Below are 21,220 nucleotides of genomic sequence, written 5' to 3'. Positions count from 1 at the left end.
TATGACTTAACACATTCAATGACAAGTGAGCCTATGAACAACAATAATGTAAATAGCAAATATCAAATCTTAAAAACATTAAAAACAGTAAAGATCACTACGTTGATGATGGCTTTAGCTGTCCCATTGATGAGTCTACATCAGTTTGCTTACGGAGCTGACAAGGAGCAAGTGGTCAAACCAACGGCGGTTAATGTCGGTGAGGTTAAGAAGATTAATGTGCCAGAGACGATTACCGCAGTCGGTAATATCTATGCGTTAAAACAGGTTGATTTAAGCTTTGATAATAGTGGTAAATTAAAAGAGAAGTATTTCAAAAATGGGGATCGGGTATTAAAAGGTGAAACGGTTGCAGCTTTAGATGATCAGCAAGATATGGCAACGTTAAGCTCATTGCAAGCAAAGTTAAATTTGGCCAAACAGACTTATTCTCGCGTTAAGTTGTTAGAGCAATCAGGTGCAATTTCCAAAGAAGATATCGACCAGAAATATGCGGATTTACAACAAGCGCAAGCCGATGTTGATCAACAGCAAACGGTGGTCGCTCATGATAAACTACAAGCACCATTTACCGGAGTGCTTGGGATTTATAAGTTTGATGTTGGTGCATATGTGGCAGCGGGTACTGCTGTTGTGCAATTAACACAGGAAAATCCCCTAAAGATACGCTTTGCGATTCCAGCAGATCTTAAACCAAAAGTAGCAATTGGTAATGAGGTTGAGCTCTCCACTGAAACGTATCCCAAGAAAATATTCAAAGGTATTGTTAACTACATCTCGCCAACGGTAGATAGCAAAAGTGGCACACTTGAGATTGAGGCTGAAGTCAATAATGATGATTATTTATTGTCTCCGGGGATGTTTATGTCGGTTTCACAAATCCTAAAGGATAAACAAGCGATTTTGGCATTACCAGATATGGCAATTCAGACCAATCAACAAGGATCATTTGTCTATGTGGTCAACCCTGATAATACGGTTAAAGCCGTACAAGTAGATATCGGCATGGTGCGCAGTGGTTGGACACAGATAACCAAAGGCTTAGAAGAAGGTCAAAAAGTGGTGACGATTGGCGGATTTAAGCTTACTGATGGCGCTAAAATTAGCATTTCTGATTTACCACCACCAGGGTTTGATAAATTACAAAAAGAATTAAATATTAATGTTGATCCAAAAAGCGGCTTTGGGGTTAACGATCAAGCAGCAACCAATGGTAATAATGGAAGTAAGTAACGCATGAAGCTTTCAAAAATTTGTATTGAGAGACCCGTTTTTGCGGTTGTTTTAAGTTTGATGATTATCGTCTTAGGTATCGTTGGCTTTAGCTATCTTGAGATTCGTTATTTCCCTAAGATTCAGCAGAAAATTGCGCAAGTCTCGATTTCATACTCAGGCGCCTCACCAACGTTGATGAAAAATGATGTTACGGTACCGGTTGAAGATGCACTGTATAATATCGATGGCTTGGTCAAGATGACCTCAACGAGTTCATATGGTAGTAGTAAGATTAATCTAACCTTTGCCGATGATGCTGATATGACCAATGTCATGGGGCAGGTGCGTGATAATATCTCAAGTATTATTTCGCAGAAACTGCCTGCTGATATTAATGCGCCTAGTGTGACTCAAGGGGGCGTTGAGCGCCCTGTGGTTAACTTGGGCGTGTTAGATAAAAATCTAACATCAGCACAAATACGTGACTATGTGCAAAAGAATATTGTTCCGATCTTTCAATCCATTCCAGGTATGGGGGCTGTTTGGGTCTATGGTGCTAGTGATTACGCGATGCGAATTTGGCTTAATCCACAAAAAATGGCAGCGCTTGGTATTACCGTTTCGGATGTGCAAAGCACCTTAAATAGTAATAATATTAGCTTCTCAGGCGGTAGTGTTCGTGGCAAATATCGTAATTTCTCCATTAGTTCAGATACCGATTTGACTACAGCAGATCAATTTAAAAACCTTGTCGTTAAAGATAGTGGTAGTGCACCGGTTTATTTAAAAGACATTGCAAAAGTGGATTTGGGTAATGCGAGTTTAAGCGACTCGCCCATGTTGATTAATGGGCAAAATGCCATTAGTGTACAGCTGCGCCCCACAGACAATGCCAACCCAATTACCGTAGCAAACCTTGCCAAAGAAGAGCTTAAGCGTGTTGCCAAACAGCTACCAAAAGGCATGGAAGTTAAAGTGGTTTATGATCAATCAACCTTTTTACAGAAATCCATTGCGGATGGTTATGACACCTTGCTTGAAGCAATTATTTTGGTAATGTTGGTGGTGTTTGTATTTTTAGGTAGTATTCGTGCTGCGCTAATTCCGATTTTAACCATCCCAGTGTGCGTTATCGGTGCCTTTGGTGTTATGCTACTGTGTGGCTTTAGTATTAACGTTGTCACACTTTTAGCAATTATTCTTGCCATTGGCCTGGTGGTTGATGATGCGATTGTTGTCCTTGAGAATGTTCACAGGCACATTGAAATGGGCAAGAAACCTTTTGATGCAGCCGTACAAGGCTCAGCTGAAATCGGGTTTTCAGTGATTGCGATGACGCTAACACTGGCAGCAGTCTATGCGCCAATTGGCTTTTTATCAGGTTTTAGTGCGACTATTTTTAGAGAGTTTGCTTTTACCTTAGCGGGATCGGTTTTAATCTCAGGCTTTGTCGCATTGACCTTATCACCGATGATGTGTGCCTATATTTTAAAATCACGTGAAAAAGAAACCAAAATAGAAGTTTGGCTAGAGCATATTTTCGATAAATTAAATGCGGCTTATGCCAAAATATTAAACTTCGTATTAAAGGCAAAATATTGGGTGGTAGCATTACTTGTTGCTTTGGGTGTTTTGTGTTTTATGTTGTTTAAAGTCGTGCCTCAGTCATTTATTCCTAAAGAGGATATTGGATATTTTGAGGCGACAATTACTTCTCCGCCAAGTGCAGCTCTTGATTATACCAATTATTATATGAACATGTTAAGTCAGCGTGTTTATGATAATAATCCTTATATTTTGAATAATGCCGAATATGTATTCTCGGGTAATGCAAATAACTTTGTCACAATGCAACCATGGGGTGATAAACGTAAAGTATCAACTCAGACAATTATTGACAAATTACTCGCCGAGGCACAGCAGATTCCTGGCATCAAAGTCAGTATGAGTGTCCCAGACCCTGTGAGTTTTGGACCCGATGCGGATGGCTCTGATGTGATTATTTATTTGCATAATGTAGGACCAATTGATCATTTGGTTAAAGCTGCTGATAGTCTAACCAAGAAACTTATGAATTACCCAGGACTTAATAATGTTAACAATGGTCTGAAGTTTGATAATGTCGTTTATAATGTCAAGTTTCAACGTGAGCTTGCTGCTAATGTTGGCGTTGATCCGCAAAATATCGCTGATACATTTAGTATTTTGATGAGTGGTAAACATATTACTGACGTTAAAACCGATGAGAAAAGCTATCAAGTTTTGGTGCAAATGAATCTGAAAGACTTATCAAGCTTTGGCAGTTTAAGTAAGATCTATGTGCCAAGTGATTCAGGTTTAATGGTGCCATTGTCAAATTTAATCAAGGTAACACCGGATGTTAGACAAAGTAGCCTCTTTAGATACAATCGGGTTAACACAGCGCAAATTAGTGCGAATATCTCAAGCGGCTATAGCATGAGTGAGGTCTATAACGAAATTAATAAACTGGCAAATCAAACAAAGCTTGATGGCGCTGGTGTTGATTTTGGTGGGCGTATGGCAGCATTCATATCCTCGAGTGGTACGATGTTTGGCTTATTTGCTTTGGCGTTGATTTTTATCTATCTGGTGCTTGCTGCTCAATTTGAGAGCTTTGTCGATCCATTTATTATTTTGCTTACCGTTCCTTTATCAACGGTAGGTGCTTTGATCACGATGCTAATGACAGGAGGGGATTTGAACTTATTTACGAATATAGGTTTGATTACACTCGTCGGGCTGATTAGTAAACACGGTATTTTGATCACGCAATTTGCTAATGAAAACTTCAAAGAGGGTGTCTCTTTAATCGATGCTGTTAAAACGGGTGCAATTACGCGTTTACGTCCTATTTTGATGACAACCTCGGCAATGGTTTTGGGATCAATTCCTTTAGCACTGGCGATGGGTCCTGGAAATGTCGCTAATAATATGATTGGTTGGGTAATTGTCGGTGGACTTTGTTTTGGTACAATATTCTCGCTATTGATTGTGCCTGTGGCTTATGTGATCTTGTCACCTTTAGATCATAAGAAAAAGAAAATACTCAAAGCAAATAAGGCGCGATTATTACAAAGATAATTTGAATATGTAAACAATGGAATGTATTTATTGATAAGGGATTGCAGATCAAAACCCATGTGAATGATTTCGTATGTTGACATAAATTCAGTAGCAAATAAGATACTTTTTGGACTATGTTGAATAGTCTTTTGTTGAAAACAGGAGGAAATATGGGGCAAACACGCAAAGACTTTACATCCGTTTGGATATTTATTTTGGCAGCGGTGGGATCTGCAGCTGGACTTGGCAACTTATGGCGCTTTCCTTATTTGGCGTATGAGCATGGTGGGGCGGCATTTTTTATCGCATATATCACCTGTTTACTGTGCATTGGCTTGCCGCTATTAATCCTTGAAGTAGGCTTGGGTAAAGTATCAAAAAAAGGCGCACCTGAATCATTAGCACTTATTGGTCATGCCAAGCGTTTTAAAATCATCGGTTGGCTTGCAGTCCTTGCTGCCTTTGGTGTGTTGACTTACTACATCGTGATTACCTCATGGGTACTTAATTTTGCCGTAGATTCATTTAAAATGCCGTGGCAAACAGGCAGTGAAAGTTATTTCTTTAATCAATTTCTAGGATTAAGTGCGGGCATTGATAGCTTTGGCACGCCTAAGTTGGCAATTGTGCTCGGTGTAATTGCTATTTTGCTATTGACGTATATTTCATTATATAGAGGCACCAGTGGCTTGGCGTTTGTTGCAAAATGGATCACCCCGATTCCCTTTATATTGTTAATTATTTTACTGGCTAATTCAGTTTCTTTATCGGGAAGCCTTACCGGATTATACGCGTTATTTGTGCCAATATGGTCATCCCTTTTAGAAACCAAAATCTGGTTTGCTGCAGCAACACAGGTGATTTTTTCAATTTCTCTAGCGACTGGGGTTATGTTTGCTTATGGTGCGTTATTGGGCAAGGATGTCAAAATTGGGCGCACATGTACGATTGTGGTGATTGGTGATACGTTAGCATCAATTATCTGCAGTATGATTGTCTTTTCAGTACTTGGGCATGTTGCACACGTCGATGGTAAGAGTATTCATGATGTGGTTTCTGGTGGCATTGGTTTGGCATTTGTCGTTATCCCACATGCTTTGACGTTGCTGCCTGCAGCACAAGAATTCTTCTCATTTATCTTTTATGCATCGGTTTTCTTTTTGGCATTTACCTCGATCGTATCTTTATTTGAAGCGGTCTTGGCAGCTTTGATGGATAGCAAGATTAAACTTAAGCGTGCCAGTATTTTATTTATTATTTGCGTGGCTTTGCTTATTTGTAATCTGTTTTATACCATGGGTAATGGGTTGTATTTGCTTGATGTGGTTGATCATTTTATCAATGGTTATTTAATGCTTGTTGTGATGGTTGCCGAAGCACTTGTGATCGCGTGGCTTTATGATATTAATAAGCTCACGCGCGAGCTTTTCCCTAATCATAATGCCAATAATATATTGCATGTTATGTTTAAAGCATTAACCGCTTATATTATTCCGATTGTATTAAGTGTACTGTTTATCAAGCAGGTCTACGCCGACATCTCAGGTGGTTATGGCGGCTATCCTAATGGTTACTTATGGGGAATAGGCGCTTTGATTTTAATATTGAGTGTTGTAATTGCTCAGCGCTTAAGTCGCAAGGTTTAAAGCTAATACATACTGCCATCGTCCCCTGAGCGCAGTTAAAGGGACTTGCATCTTATTAAAATAGAGTTATCGCTCCCTGAGCAAAATCGAAGGGGCTTGGAAACACTACACTAAAATACAGGATGTCTTGTCAGTGGTATAACTAATGATAAATAAAAGAGGGAAAGAGTATGCATAGTAAAGATTTAACGAGATTTGGTCGTTGGAATTTATATCAAGTTGAGGTGATTGAACGATTTTCATGGTCAGCATTATCAGGGATTTTAGTAGCTTATCTAATGGCTGTATTTGGTGTGGACAATAAATATGCCTATCTGCTTTATGCTGGCACAAGTGGTATGACATATGCCATCATGGTGCTAGGAGGCTATTTGGCAGACAGTTTTGGCGCTAAGCGAATGGTGTATATTGGTCTATTTACAAAAGGAGTAGGTTTTTTAATTTTGGCATTATCAACGCATTTGAGTATGGCAATTTTTGCGTTATCAGTCATAGCTGTAGGCATAGGTCTTTTTAAAGCAGCGCCCTCAGCATTATTGGCACAAGTAACTAAATTAGGTGAAGAATCGAAGAATTTTACAGCGCTTTATATGTCGATAAATATAGGTTCTGTGATAGCTAAACTTACATTAATGCTCGTTGCTTTTGCATTTATTGACTATGTATCGCTTTTTTGGATTAGCACCATCTCAAGCTTTTTGGTGATTCTAACTTTTTATTTAATGCGACATACATTAAAGGATGTTTCTACAGCGGGAGGTGCCAAGAAATTTGATAAAAACCAAATGAAGTATATTGCAGTCATCATTCCTGTACTTAGTATTATCGTCTCAATGATTCTGTCATTTAAAACATTGCTTACAATAATCACGATAGTGGTTGCGGTTATTGCGATGCTTTATTTGTTTAAACTTGCATTAAAAATACCAAGCGTTTGGGCAGTTATTGCCTTGATGTTTATTATTGCGCCATTTAACATCGTTTATGTTCAGTTATATACGAGCTTTTTAAGTGAAGCAAAAGCAAATGTAGGTGAGGTGTTAGGGCAACTCATGCTCGTGCTAAACCCGTTGACAATAGTGGTTTTCGGCTCAATATTTTTGGGTGTATATAAGCGTTTTGCGATACATGATTTTTATAAAATGGCAATTGGTACATTATTAATAGCATTATCATGTGGCATTATCTCTAATTGGAATGGCGGCACAGGTTTGGTGCTAACTTATATTGTGAATGCTATTGGAGAGCTTCTTGTCAGCGCGATTGGGCTTGGTGTTGTAGCAAGATATATGCCAAAGTCAAAAGTAGGTATTGGCACAGGTATATTTTTCTTAATGCTGGCAGTGTGGAATGTGGCAGGCGGTTATATTGCTTCAATGACGGTTGATTATAGTACCCAAACAGTAGCCGCTTTGATTAGCAGTGTAGCGATCGTGGTGGCAGTTATTATTGCGGTTGGAACTTATATTTGGAGTAAAAAAGATAAAAAATCAGCGTAGGAAATTATGATATTAAGCACTTTTAACAAAGTGATCATTTTTAAAAGCAACACAATATTGAAGTGTGCTTTGTGCTAAAACATTTTTCTTTAATTTGTCGTAACACTGATTATTTGGTGCAGTTACACTTTGCAGGTGCAATTTGGCGCTAGCATTATTGTGATTGTTTTCAACGATGGAGCTGTCAAACATCGCATTAGGATACCAAACCTTCAAGCCAGTATCTTTGCCAAACCAATCAGTCATTTGATCCCCTACTGACATAAGCCAATAGACGTGACGCTGGTCACTCAATGCGCGACGCAAAACATCCTTGTAAGCAACACGCTCATTGGCGTTATTTGTACAGGCATTAGCAGGCACTGATCCTGATAAAAAGACATATTGATCAAGTGTTTTATCTGATAAATGCAAATGTTTTTTAAGCCAGCTTCTGGTGGCGGATGATTCATTGTGATTACAAGATCTCGCAGTGATAAAGTAGCAGGCAATGCCATCTTTGAAACAGTTTTGCTCAATAAACTCGGCAGTAGCTGGATCATTAATGCCTGATTTTGTGAAGTAATCATCATCAAATGAGGTTAATTCAATGGTGTTATCAATATCAAACATAATCGCTGGTGCTTTACCTTCAGCTTCAATTGCATGGATAAAGCCAATCTTTTTAAAGTTGGCAATAAGATTGGTTAAATCACTCATCATTGCATTGGCATCCTTGGCAAATTGCGAGTCTTTGGCAAAATCATTATAGTCTTTAGTACCCATATAGCGCTTAGTGTCAGAATTGTCATCTATTTGATCTATCGCGGCTTTAGCATTGGTTGGTAAGCTAAAGGGTTTGCCATATTTAGCGTTAAATGCCATCGTCAGTGAAGTGACTTCACTATACAGCCTCAATGAATCAACCGTTGCAGGTTTTATCTTAGGTGCTTGTGCTAAAGCACTCTGGCACGTCATGGCAAATAATGCAGCAGCTAAGAGTTTTCTGTATTGTCTAAATGGTTTCATGCTATTGATCCTTAAGCATTGTTGGGTTGTAAAATGATTTTCAAACGTTCTGTAAGTGCTTATCTAGTACTTTAAGGTGTTTTTTGGATTCTCGGATCAAGTCCGAGAATGACCACGGATCGTCATATTCGGGCTTGACCCGAATATCCATTGTTATCAAAAAGCCATTGTTAAAGCACATAACCATTGCGCTTGATGCTAATAAAACAGTTGCGATTGGGAAATAGAGATTATTTATCTTTATATCTATATCACCTAGCTGCATGTTCAATTTCCATATCATCTTGCGATTAAAAGCAAATAAATTATAAAAGGGAGAGTAAGCCGCAATTGTTACAGAAATATTAAAGAAAGGTCTTGTATGCTTTTATTCGTTTTTTTAACCAAAATTGTGTGAACCAATCTTGGTGCGTTGTGCTAAAATGCGGCTCTAAAATTTTGATTTTTAATATTAATACCCATCGCAAAATGGTCTGTGATGGGTATAACAAATAATAGGGTTTAAGTAATGTCGCAAATGCAAGAAGTGCAAAAAACGCAAGAAATGCAAGAGAAAAAAGAACAACAAGAAATGCAAAAAAACTATGATCCTAAAGCGTTAGAGCAGCAATGTTATGACAAATGGGAGAAAAAAGGTTTATTCAAATGTGGGCAAACCAATGGTGCACCTTATACGATTATGCTCCCCCCCCCTAATGTCACAGGAACGCTACATATGGGGCATGGTTTTCAGCAGACTTTGATGGATTTGTTGACACGCTATCATCGCATGATGGGTGATGATACTTTATGGCAACCGGGCACCGATCACGCGGGTATCGCAACACAAATGGTGGTTGAGCGCAATTTAAATGCCGAAGGATTGACGCGTCATGATCTAGGGCGTGAGAAGTTTATTGAAAAAATCTGGCAGTGGAAAGAATACTCCGGTGGTTCAATCGCTAAACAAATGCGTCGTTTAGGAGCCTCTGCTGATTGGTCACGTGAGCGCTTTACGATGGATGAAGGTTTGTCACAAGCGGTGCAAACGTGCTTTATTAAGCTTTATGAAGATGGTTTGATTTATCGTGGTGAGCGTTTGGTCAATTGGGATCCAGTGCTTTTAACAGCAGTCTCTGATCTCGAGGTTGTTCAAGAAGAAGAAAAAGGTTCATTATGGCACTTTGCTTACCCATTAGCCGATGGTGGCAACATCGAGATCGCGACCACGCGTCCTGAGACGATGTTAGGAGATGTTGCTGTGGCAGTGAACCCAAATGATGAGCGCTATCAGCATTTGATTGGCAAGATGATTAAATTGCCATTAACTGAGCGTGAAATTCCTGTTATCGCAGATGATTATGTCGATATTGCTTTTGGTACGGGTTGTGTGAAGATCACTCCAGCACATGATTTTAATGATAACGAGATCGGTAAACGTCATCAATTGCCAATGATTAATATCCTAACAGCAGAAGGTAAGATCAATGATAATGCACCAAAAGCCTATCGTGGTTTAGATCGCTTTGATGCGCGTAAACAAATTGTTGCTGATATGGAAGCAGAAGGTTTGTTAGTCAAGGTTGAACCGCACACGTTGAAAGTGCCACGCGGTGATCGCACAGGTGTTATCCTTGAGCCGTATTTGACTAAACAATGGTTTGTTAAAGCCAGTGAGTTAGGTAAACCTGCTTTAGAGGCGGTTGAAAATGGTGATATTCGCTTTGTACCTGATAACTGGAAAAATACTTATTACTCATGGATGCGTGATTTGCAAGATTGGTGTATTTCTCGTCAGCTATGGTGGGGACATAGAATTCCTGCTTGGTACGATGAACATGGCAGTGTCTATGTTGGTGAATCGGAAGCGGATATTCGCAGTAAATATGGCTTATCGTCAGAGCTTAGATTGCATCAAGATGATGATGTCTTTGATACGTGGTTCTCATCAGCATTGTGGCCGTTTTCAACGCTAGGCTGGCCAAATAATACCGCTGAGCTTAAGAAATATTACCCAACAAGTGTCTTAGTGACAGGCTTTGATATTATCTTTTTCTGGGTGGCGAGAATGGTGAGGTTTGGACTTTATTTTATGGATGAGATCCCTTTTAAAGATATTTATATCACAGGACTTATTCGTGATGCTGAAGGGCAAAAGATGTCTAAATCAAAAGGCAATGTACTTGATCCTGTGGATTTGATCGATGGTATTTCTTTGGAGGACTTGGTTGTTAAAAGAACACAAGGTTTGATGCAACCACAGATGAAAGCTAAGATTGAGAAACAAACGCGTAAACATTTCCCAGAAGGCATTGAAGCTTATGGTACTGATGCACTTCGTTTTACCTTTACCGCACTTGCCTCCACTTCGCGCGATATCTGTTTTGATGTTTCGCGGATGGAAGGTTATCGTAATTTCTGCAATAAACTATGGAACGCTTCACGTTTTGTGATGATGAATCTAGAGAGCTATGATCCAACATATAACCAATATGAAATGGGTGTGGCGGAAGAGTGGATTTGGCAGGAGCTTAATAAAACCGTGGCAGAAGTGCATAAGCATATCGCAAATTACCGTTTTGATTTATTAGCACAAACGATTTATGAGTTTGTTTGGAATCAATATTGCGATTGGTATCTTGAGCTAGCAAAAGCAACGCTTAATGATCAAGCAATTAGTGCCGCGCGCAAGCATGCTGCGCAATACACTTTAATCACAGTGCTTGATAAGATTTTACGTTTGGCGCATCCGATTATTCCATTTATTACTGAGGAGATATTTAATCAGGTTAAAGTCTTTACTCAAGAAGAGGCAACATCGATTATGGTCAGTAGCTTCCCGCTATTTGATGAGGCACTTGTCAATGAAAGAGCAACTCATGAGATAGAATGGCTTAAACGTGTTATCGTTGCTATTCGCACCGTGCGTGCTGAGATGAATATTAAGCCAAGCTTGAGTATTCCGCTTTTTATTAAAAATGCATCAACAGATGAATTAGATAAGCTTGAAGCGACCAAAGCGCTTATTCAATCAATGGCAAAAATCGAAAATATTACTGTGAGTGATGATGTGCCAATGTCGGCAACAAGTCTTGTTGACACACTGGAGTTACATATTCCATTAGCAGGACTCATAGATGTCTCAGCAGAACAGGCGCGCTTGAAGAAAGAACAAGAAAAACTCGACAAGGAAATCGCGCGTTTAATGGCAAAGCTTGGCAATCAAAAGTTTGTTGCCAATGCGCCAGAGGATGTCGTAGCTAAGGAAAAGGCAAAGCTTACTGAATATCAAACAACGCAAAGCAAATTGATCGAACAATTTGAAAAATTAGCGGCGTTGCATTAAAAATTTCTTGAAAAAAAATTTCCTATCCTCACTTTCTAGGCATTGAATTTTTAAAGCCCCAAGTATTGTTAAGCATTAAATAATGGAATGTTGATCATGCGCTGATGTTCAGCAGGGTGTTAAAGATAATATAAAAAGTTATAAATGAGTGATCTAGGCTTAATAATTAATTTAGTGCTTTTTCTCAAGCCCGTGATTATTTAGAAAATTTATTGTGTTGAAGAAATGAGGATAAAGGATATATGAAAGCAGAGAAGTTTACCCATAAGTTGCAAGAGGCGCTTACTGAAGCGCAGAGTTTAGCCATTAGCAAGAGTCATACGATGCTAGAGCCTATTCATGTGCTAAAAGCATTGTTGGATCAAGAAGGTGGCATGATTGCATCTATTATCACCCAAGCAGGGGGTAATTTATCAAATCTCAATAGTGAGTTAAGTAATGCCTTGAATGCGCTAGCCACAAGTAGTGCTGCTAGTCAAATCAGTGCGTCAAACAACTTGATTAAAATACTGCAACAGATGGAAAAGCTTGCCACTGAAAAGCAGGATGAATTTATTTCAAGTGATTTATTCTTAATCGCAGGGTTTGCAGATGGTGCGATCAGCAAGATCTTTAAAGCGGCGGGCTTATCAAAAGAAAATCTAACGCTAGCGGTGGATAAGGTCAGAGGTGGTGCACGCGTTGAGAGTCAGAATGCTGAAGATATGCAAGGTGCGTTAAAGAAATATACCATTGATCTAACAGAAAGAGCGCGACAAGGCAAAATTGATCCGGTAATTGGGCGCGATGATGAGATCAGGCGCACGATTCAAGTATTGCAACGTCGCACTAAAAATAACCCCGTGTTAATTGGTCGCCCAGGGGTTGGTAAAACCGCAATTGTTGAAGGTTTAGCACAGCGCATTGTTAACAATGAGGTGCCTGAGGGAATTCGCAATAAGCGTATTTTATCTTTGGATTTGGGTGCGTTATTGGCAGGTGCTAAATTCCGTGGCGATTTTGAGGAACGTTTGAAATCAGTGCTTAAAGAGCTGTCCAAGCAAGAGGGCAGTGTGATTTTATTTATTGATGAGTTGCACACTATGGTTGGCGCAGGTAAAGCTGAAGGCTCGATGGATGCTGGCAATATGTTAAAACCCGCCTTGGCGCGTGGTGAGCTAAGATGTGTGGGGGCAACGACATTAGATGAATATCGCGAGAATGTTGAAAAAGATCCCGCATTAGAGCGCAGATTCCAAAAAGTATTGGTTGATGAGCCAACGGTTGAAGATACCATTGCAATTTTGCGTGGATTAAAAGAGCGCTATGAAGTGCATCATGGTGTTGATATTACGGATCCAGCAATTGTTGCAGCAGCCACACTATCGCATCGCTATATTACCGATAGGCAGCTGCCTGATAAAGCCATTGATTTGATGGATGAAGCGGCAAGCCAAATCCGTATGGAGATTGATTCGCGCCCTGAAGAAATGGAGAAGCTGTATCGCCGAATTATTCAGCTAAAAATGCAGCGTGAGCAATTGAAAAAAGAAAAAGATGATGCCACCAAAAAGCGCTTGGATGTTTTAGAAGATGAAATCAAAGCGTTAGAAAAAGAATACTCTGGCTTTGAAGAAATCTGGAAAGCAGAAAAAGCACAAATGCAAGGTTCACAAAAACTAAAAGAGCAATTAGATCAAGCTAAAATTGATCTTGATGCGGCTAAGCGAACCGGTGATTTATCAAAAATGGCAGAGCTTCAATATGGGCTTATTCCTCAGTTAGAAGAGCAGATTAAGGCGCTTGCCAGTGCTGATCCGATTAAAACCAAATTAGTACGCACTCAAGTGACTGAGAATGAAATTGCTGAAGTAGTATCTAAATCAACAGGTATTCCCGTCAATAAAATGATGGAAGGTGAGCGTGAGAAGCTGTTGCATATGGAGGACTTCTTAGGCAAACGTGTGATTGGTCAAAAAGAAGCTATTACCGCCGTGTCAAATGCTGTTCGTCGCGCGCGCTCTGGGTTATCTGATCCGAATCGTCCAACAGGATCGTTTTTATTCTTGGGTCCAACAGGGGTTGGTAAGACTGAATTAACCAAAGCATTGGCTGAGTTTATGTTTGATAGTGAAGATGCGATGCTTAGAGTGGATATGTCAGAATATATGGAGAAGCACTCAGTAGCACGCCTAATTGGTGCACCTCCAGGCTATGTTGGTTATGAGCAAGGTGGTTATTTAACTGAGCACGTTAGACGCAAACCTTATTCGGTAATTTTGCTTGATGAGGTTGAGAAAGCACATCCAGATGTTTTTAATATTCTATTGCAAATCTTAGATGATGGGCGTTTGACTGATAGCCAAGGGCGTACAGTTGATTTTAAAAACACGGTATTAATTATGACCTCAAACTTAGGCTCGCAGTTAATCCAAGAAAAACTGCATAGTGAAGGTTATGATCAGGTGAAAGAGCAGGTATTGCAGGTTGTGTTGCAACATTTTAGACCGGAGTTTATTAATCGTATTGATGAAACCGTTGTCTTTGAGCCATTAGATAAAGAGATGATCAAACAAATCGCTGAAATTCAAATCAATCGTGTGCGTAAGCGTTTGCATGAGCGTGATTTAACATTAACAATCTCTGCAGTAGCAATGGATGAGCTAGCTGATCACGGGTTTGATCCGGTATTTGGCGCAAGACCATTGAAACGGGCGATTCAGCAATACATTGAGAATCCATTGGCTACTTATCTTTTAGAAGGGCGCTATGTCGCGGGTGATACCATTCAAGTGACCAGTGAGAATGATAATTTTGTTTTCTCAAAAAAAGATTCCACCATTATGGAAAAATAATAACACCTTGGTAATAAATGCTAGGCATACTTTCTGATATAATGCTGAGCATATTTATTTGAATTAATGTAGCTATGTCATTACAACGTATATTCGCTTTGGGACTGTTGTTAAGCAGTGCCATTACCTCATTTGCATTCTCGTGGCAGCTTCAGCAAAAAAAATCCATCGATATTGCGCCAGAGAAAATACAGTTTAATACTTTTGATGCGATTAAAGATAAGCATTTCCCGCTGATTGTTGATGTGGTGTTATTGGATAATGGTGCATATAAAGCGGGACTTACGATTCAATCACAAGATAATGTTCAAAGTGTGCTTGATGTGGCAACTCAAAAAGATGCGTTTCTAGCAACTAATGGTGGCTTTTATCAAGAAGGGTTTCTTGTCAATGGTCTTTTGATCGATCAAAGTAAACTACGCTTACCATTGGTCAATAATACGTTGTTATCATCAATTATTACGATTGATCAACAGGGTCAAATCAATATCTTAGATAAAGATCAAAAATATCATCATGCCTATTATGCTTTTCAAGTAGGTCCGATCTTGCTTAAAGATAATATCGTACAAAAAGTCAATGATGATAAAATTGCCAAACGCATTATTTACGCGCAAACAAGCTCAAAGCTTATGGTGATTTATATCGATAGCACAACCTTACAGCAAGCGGCATATGTTGTTAAAGCACTTGCTGATTATTTTGATATTAATATTAAACGCGCGGTAAATTTTGACGGTGGCAAAGCAGGTGCTTTTATCTTGCGTAAATATATGACGCCAGTGATTTATCCAGAATATAGTCCTGTGAAAAGTGTTGTTTATTTCAGTTTGAACATCGCTTAGAGGTTACTCAGCTAATCAAGGAGACCATCGATTTAGCTTAACATGCATAAATAGTTGAAAGGAATGAAAAGTAAGCATAGTTAGTTGGGGAAATGTTAACTATGCCGATTGAGTGCGAATTTACATTATGATACAGTTTCGCTATTAAAAATTACGTTTAAGTTTAAGCTAATGGATTTAGGGTTTTCTGAGTTAGGTAAAAAATCTGAATATAAAACACAATATGATGCCAGTTTATTGTTTCCGATCCCGCGATCGATAAAGCGTGATGAGTTGGGGATAAAGGGAGTCCCTGAGTTTAAAGGTGTTGATATTTGGACGGGTTTTGAAGTCTCATGGTTGAATATGAAAGGCAAGCCACAAGTGCGCATTGCCGTATTTGAGATTGATGCGCTTTCTCAATGCTTGATTGAGTCCAAAAGTTTTAAGCTTTATTTGAATTCTTTTAATAACACACATTTTGCCAGTGATGATGAGGTTACTAAAATTATGCAGCATGATCTCTCGCAAGCTGCCAATGGTGTAGTATCTGTGACATTATACGCACTAAAAGACTACCCTTGTCATGTTACCAATCAATTTGTAGCAGAATCGATTGATGAGCTTGATATCGAAATCAATGAATATATGACAAATCCTCAGTTTTTATCAGCAGATCAAACGAGCAAAGTGCATGAGCGCCTAAGTAGTGATCTATTGAAATCTAACTGTTTAGTAACCTTTCAGCCGGATTGGGGTAGTGTGTTGATCGAATACCAAGGAGGCAAAATTAATCGAGAAGGATTGTTGAAATACCTTGTTTCTTTCCGTGATCATAATGAGTTTCATGAGCAATGTGTTGAGCGTATTTATACCGATATTATGCTCTATTGCCAGCCTGAGAAATTATGTGTTTATGCGCGCTATACACGTCGTGGTGGCTTGGACATTAATCCAATGCGCGCAAACTTTATGTTTGATGCTGAGCAAAATGAGCAAAAACAGATACGTTTGGCACGTCAATAATGCTTTCTGGTATGTCGTTGATAGTTCTCATTTCTTCGTTTAGTAACAATTGCTTATTATACACATGAAATTTGTTCTCCACTGGAGGAGTAAATCGTAAGCTAATACGATGTTGATGATGTTTTGGTTTATTAGGCTTATTATCTCGATCGTCATGTGGTTCGATTGAAGTTTTACACAGGTTGATTATTCGCTGAGATTCATATAATCGATTGACTGCCAAAATCGTAAGATAGCCTATTTTTATCCCATTAACGACAAAATGATACGCCTCTTTCTCATCTTCACCGTTCTTTAGATACTCATCAAAAACCTCTGCTAATATTGGAATGAAAGCACTTGCCCCATATCCTTGTGGAAAGGCAGCCTCCAAAGCATATATAATACTGTTGATAGCGCCTCTTTGAGCGACTTGATCGCGATGAGATAAGATTATTTCATTGCTAAGCTTATCAATATTTAAACTGCTAAATATATCACGCTTGTAATGATATATATTGTCCTGCTTTAAAATATCAACTGTATCCGACAGCACTTTCCTTAATCCATATTTAATGGCACCACCAAGACCAGCTCTTTCAACATATGTCCATGCTCCTGACTCTGTTATATTTAGGTGGTGAGGTATTTTAAACATACATCCTGTATAATGTGATACTTCACTTATCGAAATGTTTAATGACCTCTCAACTATTCTTTTTGGGAAACCATTTAATTGTTGAAACCATTGGTTTAGATTATCGTTTTTGCTTTTTTGATGAATTGTCTCTGCCACATTAAGAAATGCCAGATATAATAAGCTTCCGCCTTCAATGGCAATTGCCTCACGACAGCACCGATGGCTTTGCTCATATAACATTGGCTGGATAGATACCAGTGTATGGTGTAAGTCTGCAGGTACTCTGAAAGGGTATTCTGCAAGCACATTTTCAAAAAATTGTTGGGTGTTTTGATGGTATAATTTTTCATAGATGACATCATGTACCAATTTTTTAAACAGATAATTAACATAAACCTCGTTAACAGCAGCTAGCCCTTTAGAGCTCACTTTTTCTATTAGATCTATAACAAATTCAATTTGAAGATGGTACTCTCTGGGGAAGCGACTTATTATATTATCCCAAGGAAATAAATAGCTATAAGCACTAATGATTAATGTTACATCCGATAAAATTCGGGAAAACTCAAGAAAAGAGAGCTCTCCTTTTGCATATTGAGTAAATGCTCTATGTATTCTATTTATTTCATGTGCTAACATCAAAACAGTTGCTTGATCTTGAGCTTGAAAAACGCCTTGCTCAATCCCTTCGGTAAAGCTATGCAGCAAAACTTCATAAGCATCTGGAAACTCTACTATCATTAGTGTATCTTCATCTAACGATTTTTCGCTCACTTTATCGAACAAGGCATACGTAGAGGAGGTTGGCTTATAACTGCTTTGCTGTATTTGTAATATATTATTTTGATTGTTTAAAGGTATTTCTGCCAAACAGAAATTACCGATTAATAAACCAGCTAAACTATGTATGGTTTTTTTCATTTTATCCTCCATATACTTGATATAAACAAAGCCTTAAAATCAAAAAAAACATGATAATGAGACTTGTTATCATTATTTGGCTTGGTAAGCTGTTTTGTCAACATGTGGAAGTGTTTATTTATGTCATACATTGTCATATTAGGAGGTGTAAAATATCTAACTTTACGTACGCTGCGAGACATGGAGAGCGGAACGCGAGGTCTAGTAGACAAGGTAGGCGTGGCTTCATTCCCAGCGCGCGACGTGCCGTAGGCGCCAGAGCAAGTCTGTGCTTGAAGCTATATTTTCACGCCGTAGAGGCGTACAGGAGCAAGATGGCGTAGAAGAATACGTAGTTTTCGTCGAAGCCTGCTTGAGAGGGAGCCGTGCCGCCCAAAAGAATAAACCGCCGAGGGAAGCGATTCGATTTTGGCTGACTTCGAAGTCCCAAAATCTATTATGAGCCCCGAGGCACCCTGCACTTGTTGCTTTTAAATAAGCTTGCTCGCAACAAATGGTTACATAACCTTGAGATTTAATTAATCATATTTTGTGCTGAGGTAGGAATTCTGACGCAGATCTTTACCAAGAGCCAATAATAATTGAAATTTAGATGCGCTCAAAGATAAGTAGTTTTACGCTATCGAATAAAGTTCTGATCAATTATGATGTATCAAGAGTGTAGCATTTCAACATGTCTGCCATATATTTTTTATGGGAACACATTGAATATGTGGTTTTGTAAAATCAATCCATTGTTGGTAAATATTTGGGGTGATGGGGAGCGAGTGTACTATGGGAAATGAGCTAGAAAAAATAGTACCAGAACTTAAATTATATTTTGATGGGACATTTTGTAACAAAGATAATGGTAAAGATCCAACGGTCGTTGGAGAAGCCTACAATAATGATAAAAGCGTCGAAACATATTTCAACAGAGAAAAGTATGATGGTTTGGTTGGTAATCAGAATATTCTGGAAAATCAATATCTAAAAATTTATTTTCCTGGACCTGCTGCCGAGAGAAAAAACACGAAATACGATAAACCTGGCACTGGCAAATTTAACTCAAAATACATGTCCCAACATACTACAAACAATTCAACTGGACTATGGGGTGATGGCTGGGAGCATAATATGCAGTTGGCATTAATCATAGCTTGCAATTTTATTATTGAGCAGCTAGGTAAACATGAGCGTGTGGCTATATCAATACCTGCATCTCATAGTAGAGGGGCGATTACTGCTATAGCTTTTTCCAATCAATTATCTTATTTTTTGCAGAAGATGGGCATCGATAAACAAAAGGTTTCTATCAGAAGTTTGTACGCTATTGATCCAGTAGCAGGCCTTGATTATGGAGCTCTTGAGAAATCAGTGGTACGTAATATACCAATGGAGAACTTCCATGCTGAAAATGATTCAAATGACTTAAAGAATCATCTTGTTCAGGTAGAGCCTATTAGGATAGGAGCTTATGTTGATAGGTTAACTTTGCGTTATGCCGCTGACGAAAGACGAACAGCCTATAAGTCTCAGCTTCCTTACGGGATTGATCCTAATTTTAAAAACGGGCGTCCTTTATTCATCCCTGATAACGTAGATGTAGAGATAAGCTATTCTAGGGCTACTCACCAAACAATCGCCTATACAGAAAAAGAAGGTAATAAATTTTTCTCTGGAAAAAATACTTTAGGTGAAATACAGTCAAAAAACAATGCTCAAATAAAGTTGCAATACGGTATTATTAGTGAGGAGCTAGTTGATGATTTGTCTAAGGCTAAAGCTAAAGTAAACTCGTTCCACCCCAAAGAAGATAGAGTTATTAAAATCAAATGCAAAGACAATCCTGAATGTAAAGAAAAATATACTAACTCTGTATTACATGATGTTTATCAATTTTTTATGCATAAAAGTAAAAACGATTGCAACTTTTTTCAGGCATTTAATGATCCAAAAAATAAATACTATGACTTAATTAATTGGGCATATAAAAACAGTGCTTTTTACCAACAGTTGGATAGTAAGGAATACAAGATAGAACCTAAAGTTTTAGCCCATCTTGTGCAAATAAAACAAAAAGATCAATCAAAGAATTTTGCAAAGTTTATTAATAGTGTTGATTCATACGCAAAGTCAGAGAAAAATCAAAACCTTTCCCATAATGACTATAAAGATGCCGTCAGGCAAGCAATTAACAGTTCACTCATCCACATTCGCCCTTCTTCAAGCAATGCTAAAAAGAGAAAACTTGAGCGGATTAGGGATGTCTTTTTAGAAAAGATATCGGAAAAAAGCTTTAATAATTCAAAGGATATATATGCAAAATTACTATACCTTGCAGAGCGTGTTGTTCAACATAATATGGGAAAACTTCATTTTCGCTTAGGTAGAAACTACTCAAAGGACTATGACAAAAACGATTTTAAGGAAGCTAAAGATCTTTTTCTTAACGGAAATCAACGTTTAAATAATAATAAGAATAATAAAAATATAGATCACAGAGGAGATTTTCCACAAAAAAAACGGCCACCTGATCAGGGTGAGAATAATCATTATGATAGCCTTGATAAGGGCGGGGAGTATCGTAAATATGGGGATTTGAAAATAACTTTTGCAAATTTTGATAAAATTGATCAAATAATCACAGGTAATATAAAAATGACAGAGTATGCAAGTAAAGCTAACACTGAAACTAAAAATGATAGTGAAATTACAGATAAGTTCTTAATAGAATTATCTGACAATATCAAAAATAAAAGCGATAACATGTTGTCTAATAGCGATTTGTCCGTGAAAATTAAACTTAAGCAAGAGCTTTGTTTGTACGGGGAGGATGTGTTTGAATTATACAAAAAATGCATTAAAGACGCAAAGACATCAATTGTCTTTAAAAATTTTGGAATTGATGAAAGTAGTGACGCATGGGATACCATTAAATCATCTCTCGAAGACTTATCAAAGGAAAAGGAAAACAGCGTAAATAAAATTCAGGTTTACTTTTTAGTTAATAAACCAGTCTTGAGTGCGTTATATAAAAATAAGCATGTTGAAACTTGGATAGAAAAGAATAAAACTAAGCTAACGGGATTAAACTTTCATTTTTTGCCATGCCCTATGTGTCAGGATAGTTGTCGCCTGTAGTTAATTTTTAATCAGGGCGATAATTACTGGAGAAATTATGGGAAGTTATAATGATGCTTTTAAAGCGGATGCGGTTAAAAAAATGTTATCAGGAAC

11 protein-coding genes are annotated in these 21,220 nt (G+C 38.3%); 9 read left to right on the top strand and 2 right to left on the bottom strand.

The features are described 5' to 3' along the window. The first annotated feature begins 33 nt into the window (after nt 1-33). From DNJ75_RS04370 to DNJ75_RS04355, 4 genes are all read left to right on the top strand, one after another. A complete protein-coding gene (locus tag DNJ75_RS04370; RefSeq protein ID WP_157968203.1) occupies nt 34-1,233 on the top strand; it encodes an efflux RND transporter periplasmic adaptor subunit in 1,200 nt (399 codons plus the stop codon). A gap of 3 nt (nt 1,234-1,236) precedes the next feature. Continuing rightward, nucleotides 1,237-4,317 carry an efflux RND transporter permease subunit gene (locus DNJ75_RS04365; protein ID WP_117001967.1) on the top strand — a complete coding sequence of 1,027 codons (3,081 nt, stop codon included), beginning with the start codon at nt 1,237-1,239 and terminating at the stop codon, nt 4,315-4,317. A gap of 152 nt (nt 4,318-4,469) precedes the next feature. Continuing rightward, entirely contained in the window at nt 4,470-5,945 is a 1,476-nt protein-coding gene (locus DNJ75_RS04360; RefSeq protein ID WP_157968202.1) for a sodium-dependent transporter, read from the top strand. Nucleotides 5,946-6,115: 170 nt separating this feature from the next. Further along, complete coding sequence (locus DNJ75_RS04355) at nt 6,116-7,444, top strand: POT-type proton-dependent oligopeptide transporter (protein WP_117001965.1); 1,329 nt, start codon at nt 6,116-6,118, stop codon at nt 7,442-7,444. A gap of 12 nt (nt 7,445-7,456) precedes the next feature. On the opposite strand, the gene DNJ75_RS04350 is transcribed toward DNJ75_RS04355, so the two are convergent. Continuing rightward, nucleotides 7,457-8,452 (bottom strand): hypothetical protein, encoded by a 996-nt coding sequence (locus DNJ75_RS04350; protein ID WP_117001964.1) that lies wholly within the window; start codon nt 8,450-8,452, stop codon nt 7,457-7,459. Between the two features lie 517 nt (nt 8,453-8,969). Between DNJ75_RS04350 and DNJ75_RS04340 the strand changes: the two genes are divergently transcribed. The 4 genes from DNJ75_RS04340 (at nt 8,970) to queF (ending at nt 16,461) form a co-directional block, all read left to right on the top strand. Continuing rightward, nucleotides 8,970-11,777: a valine--tRNA ligase gene (locus DNJ75_RS04340; RefSeq protein WP_224742297.1), complete on the top strand. Its 2,808-nt coding sequence runs from the start codon at nt 8,970-8,972 to the stop codon at nt 11,775-11,777. Between the two features lie 242 nt (nt 11,778-12,019). Then, complete coding sequence (clpB, locus tag DNJ75_RS04335; RefSeq protein ID WP_117001962.1) at nt 12,020-14,611, top strand: ATP-dependent chaperone ClpB; 2,592 nt, start codon at nt 12,020-12,022, stop codon at nt 14,609-14,611. A gap of 74 nt (nt 14,612-14,685) precedes the next feature. Beyond that, complete coding sequence (locus DNJ75_RS04330; RefSeq protein ID WP_117001961.1) at nt 14,686-15,456, top strand: phosphodiester glycosidase family protein; 771 nt, start codon at nt 14,686-14,688, stop codon at nt 15,454-15,456. A gap of 171 nt (nt 15,457-15,627) precedes the next feature. After that, the gene (gene queF, locus DNJ75_RS04325; protein WP_117002043.1) at nt 15,628-16,461 is read left to right on the top strand and encodes an NADPH-dependent 7-cyano-7-deazaguanine reductase QueF; all 834 of its coding nucleotides are present in this window, start codon (nt 15,628-15,630) and stop codon (nt 16,459-16,461) included. Here queF and DNJ75_RS04320 read toward each other — a convergent pair. After that, entirely contained in the window at nt 16,406-18,001 is a 1,596-nt protein-coding gene (locus tag DNJ75_RS04320; protein ID WP_117001960.1) for a hypothetical protein, read from the bottom strand. The two genes, queF and DNJ75_RS04320, sit on opposite strands and share 56 nt — an antisense overlap. 774 nt (nt 18,002-18,775) lie before the next feature. Here DNJ75_RS04320 and DNJ75_RS04315 point away from each other — a divergent pair. Further along, nucleotides 18,776-21,124: a hypothetical protein gene (locus tag DNJ75_RS04315; protein WP_117001959.1), complete on the top strand. Its 2,349-nt coding sequence runs from the start codon at nt 18,776-18,778 to the stop codon at nt 21,122-21,124. Nucleotides 21,125-21,220 lie beyond the last annotated feature (96 nt).

Origin of the sequence: Cysteiniphilum litorale (assembly GCF_003428165.1) — a bacterium.
Lineage (GTDB): Bacteria > Pseudomonadota > Gammaproteobacteria > Francisellales > Francisellaceae > Caedibacter > Caedibacter litoralis.
This window is presented reverse-complemented; position numbering and strand designations above follow the sequence as displayed.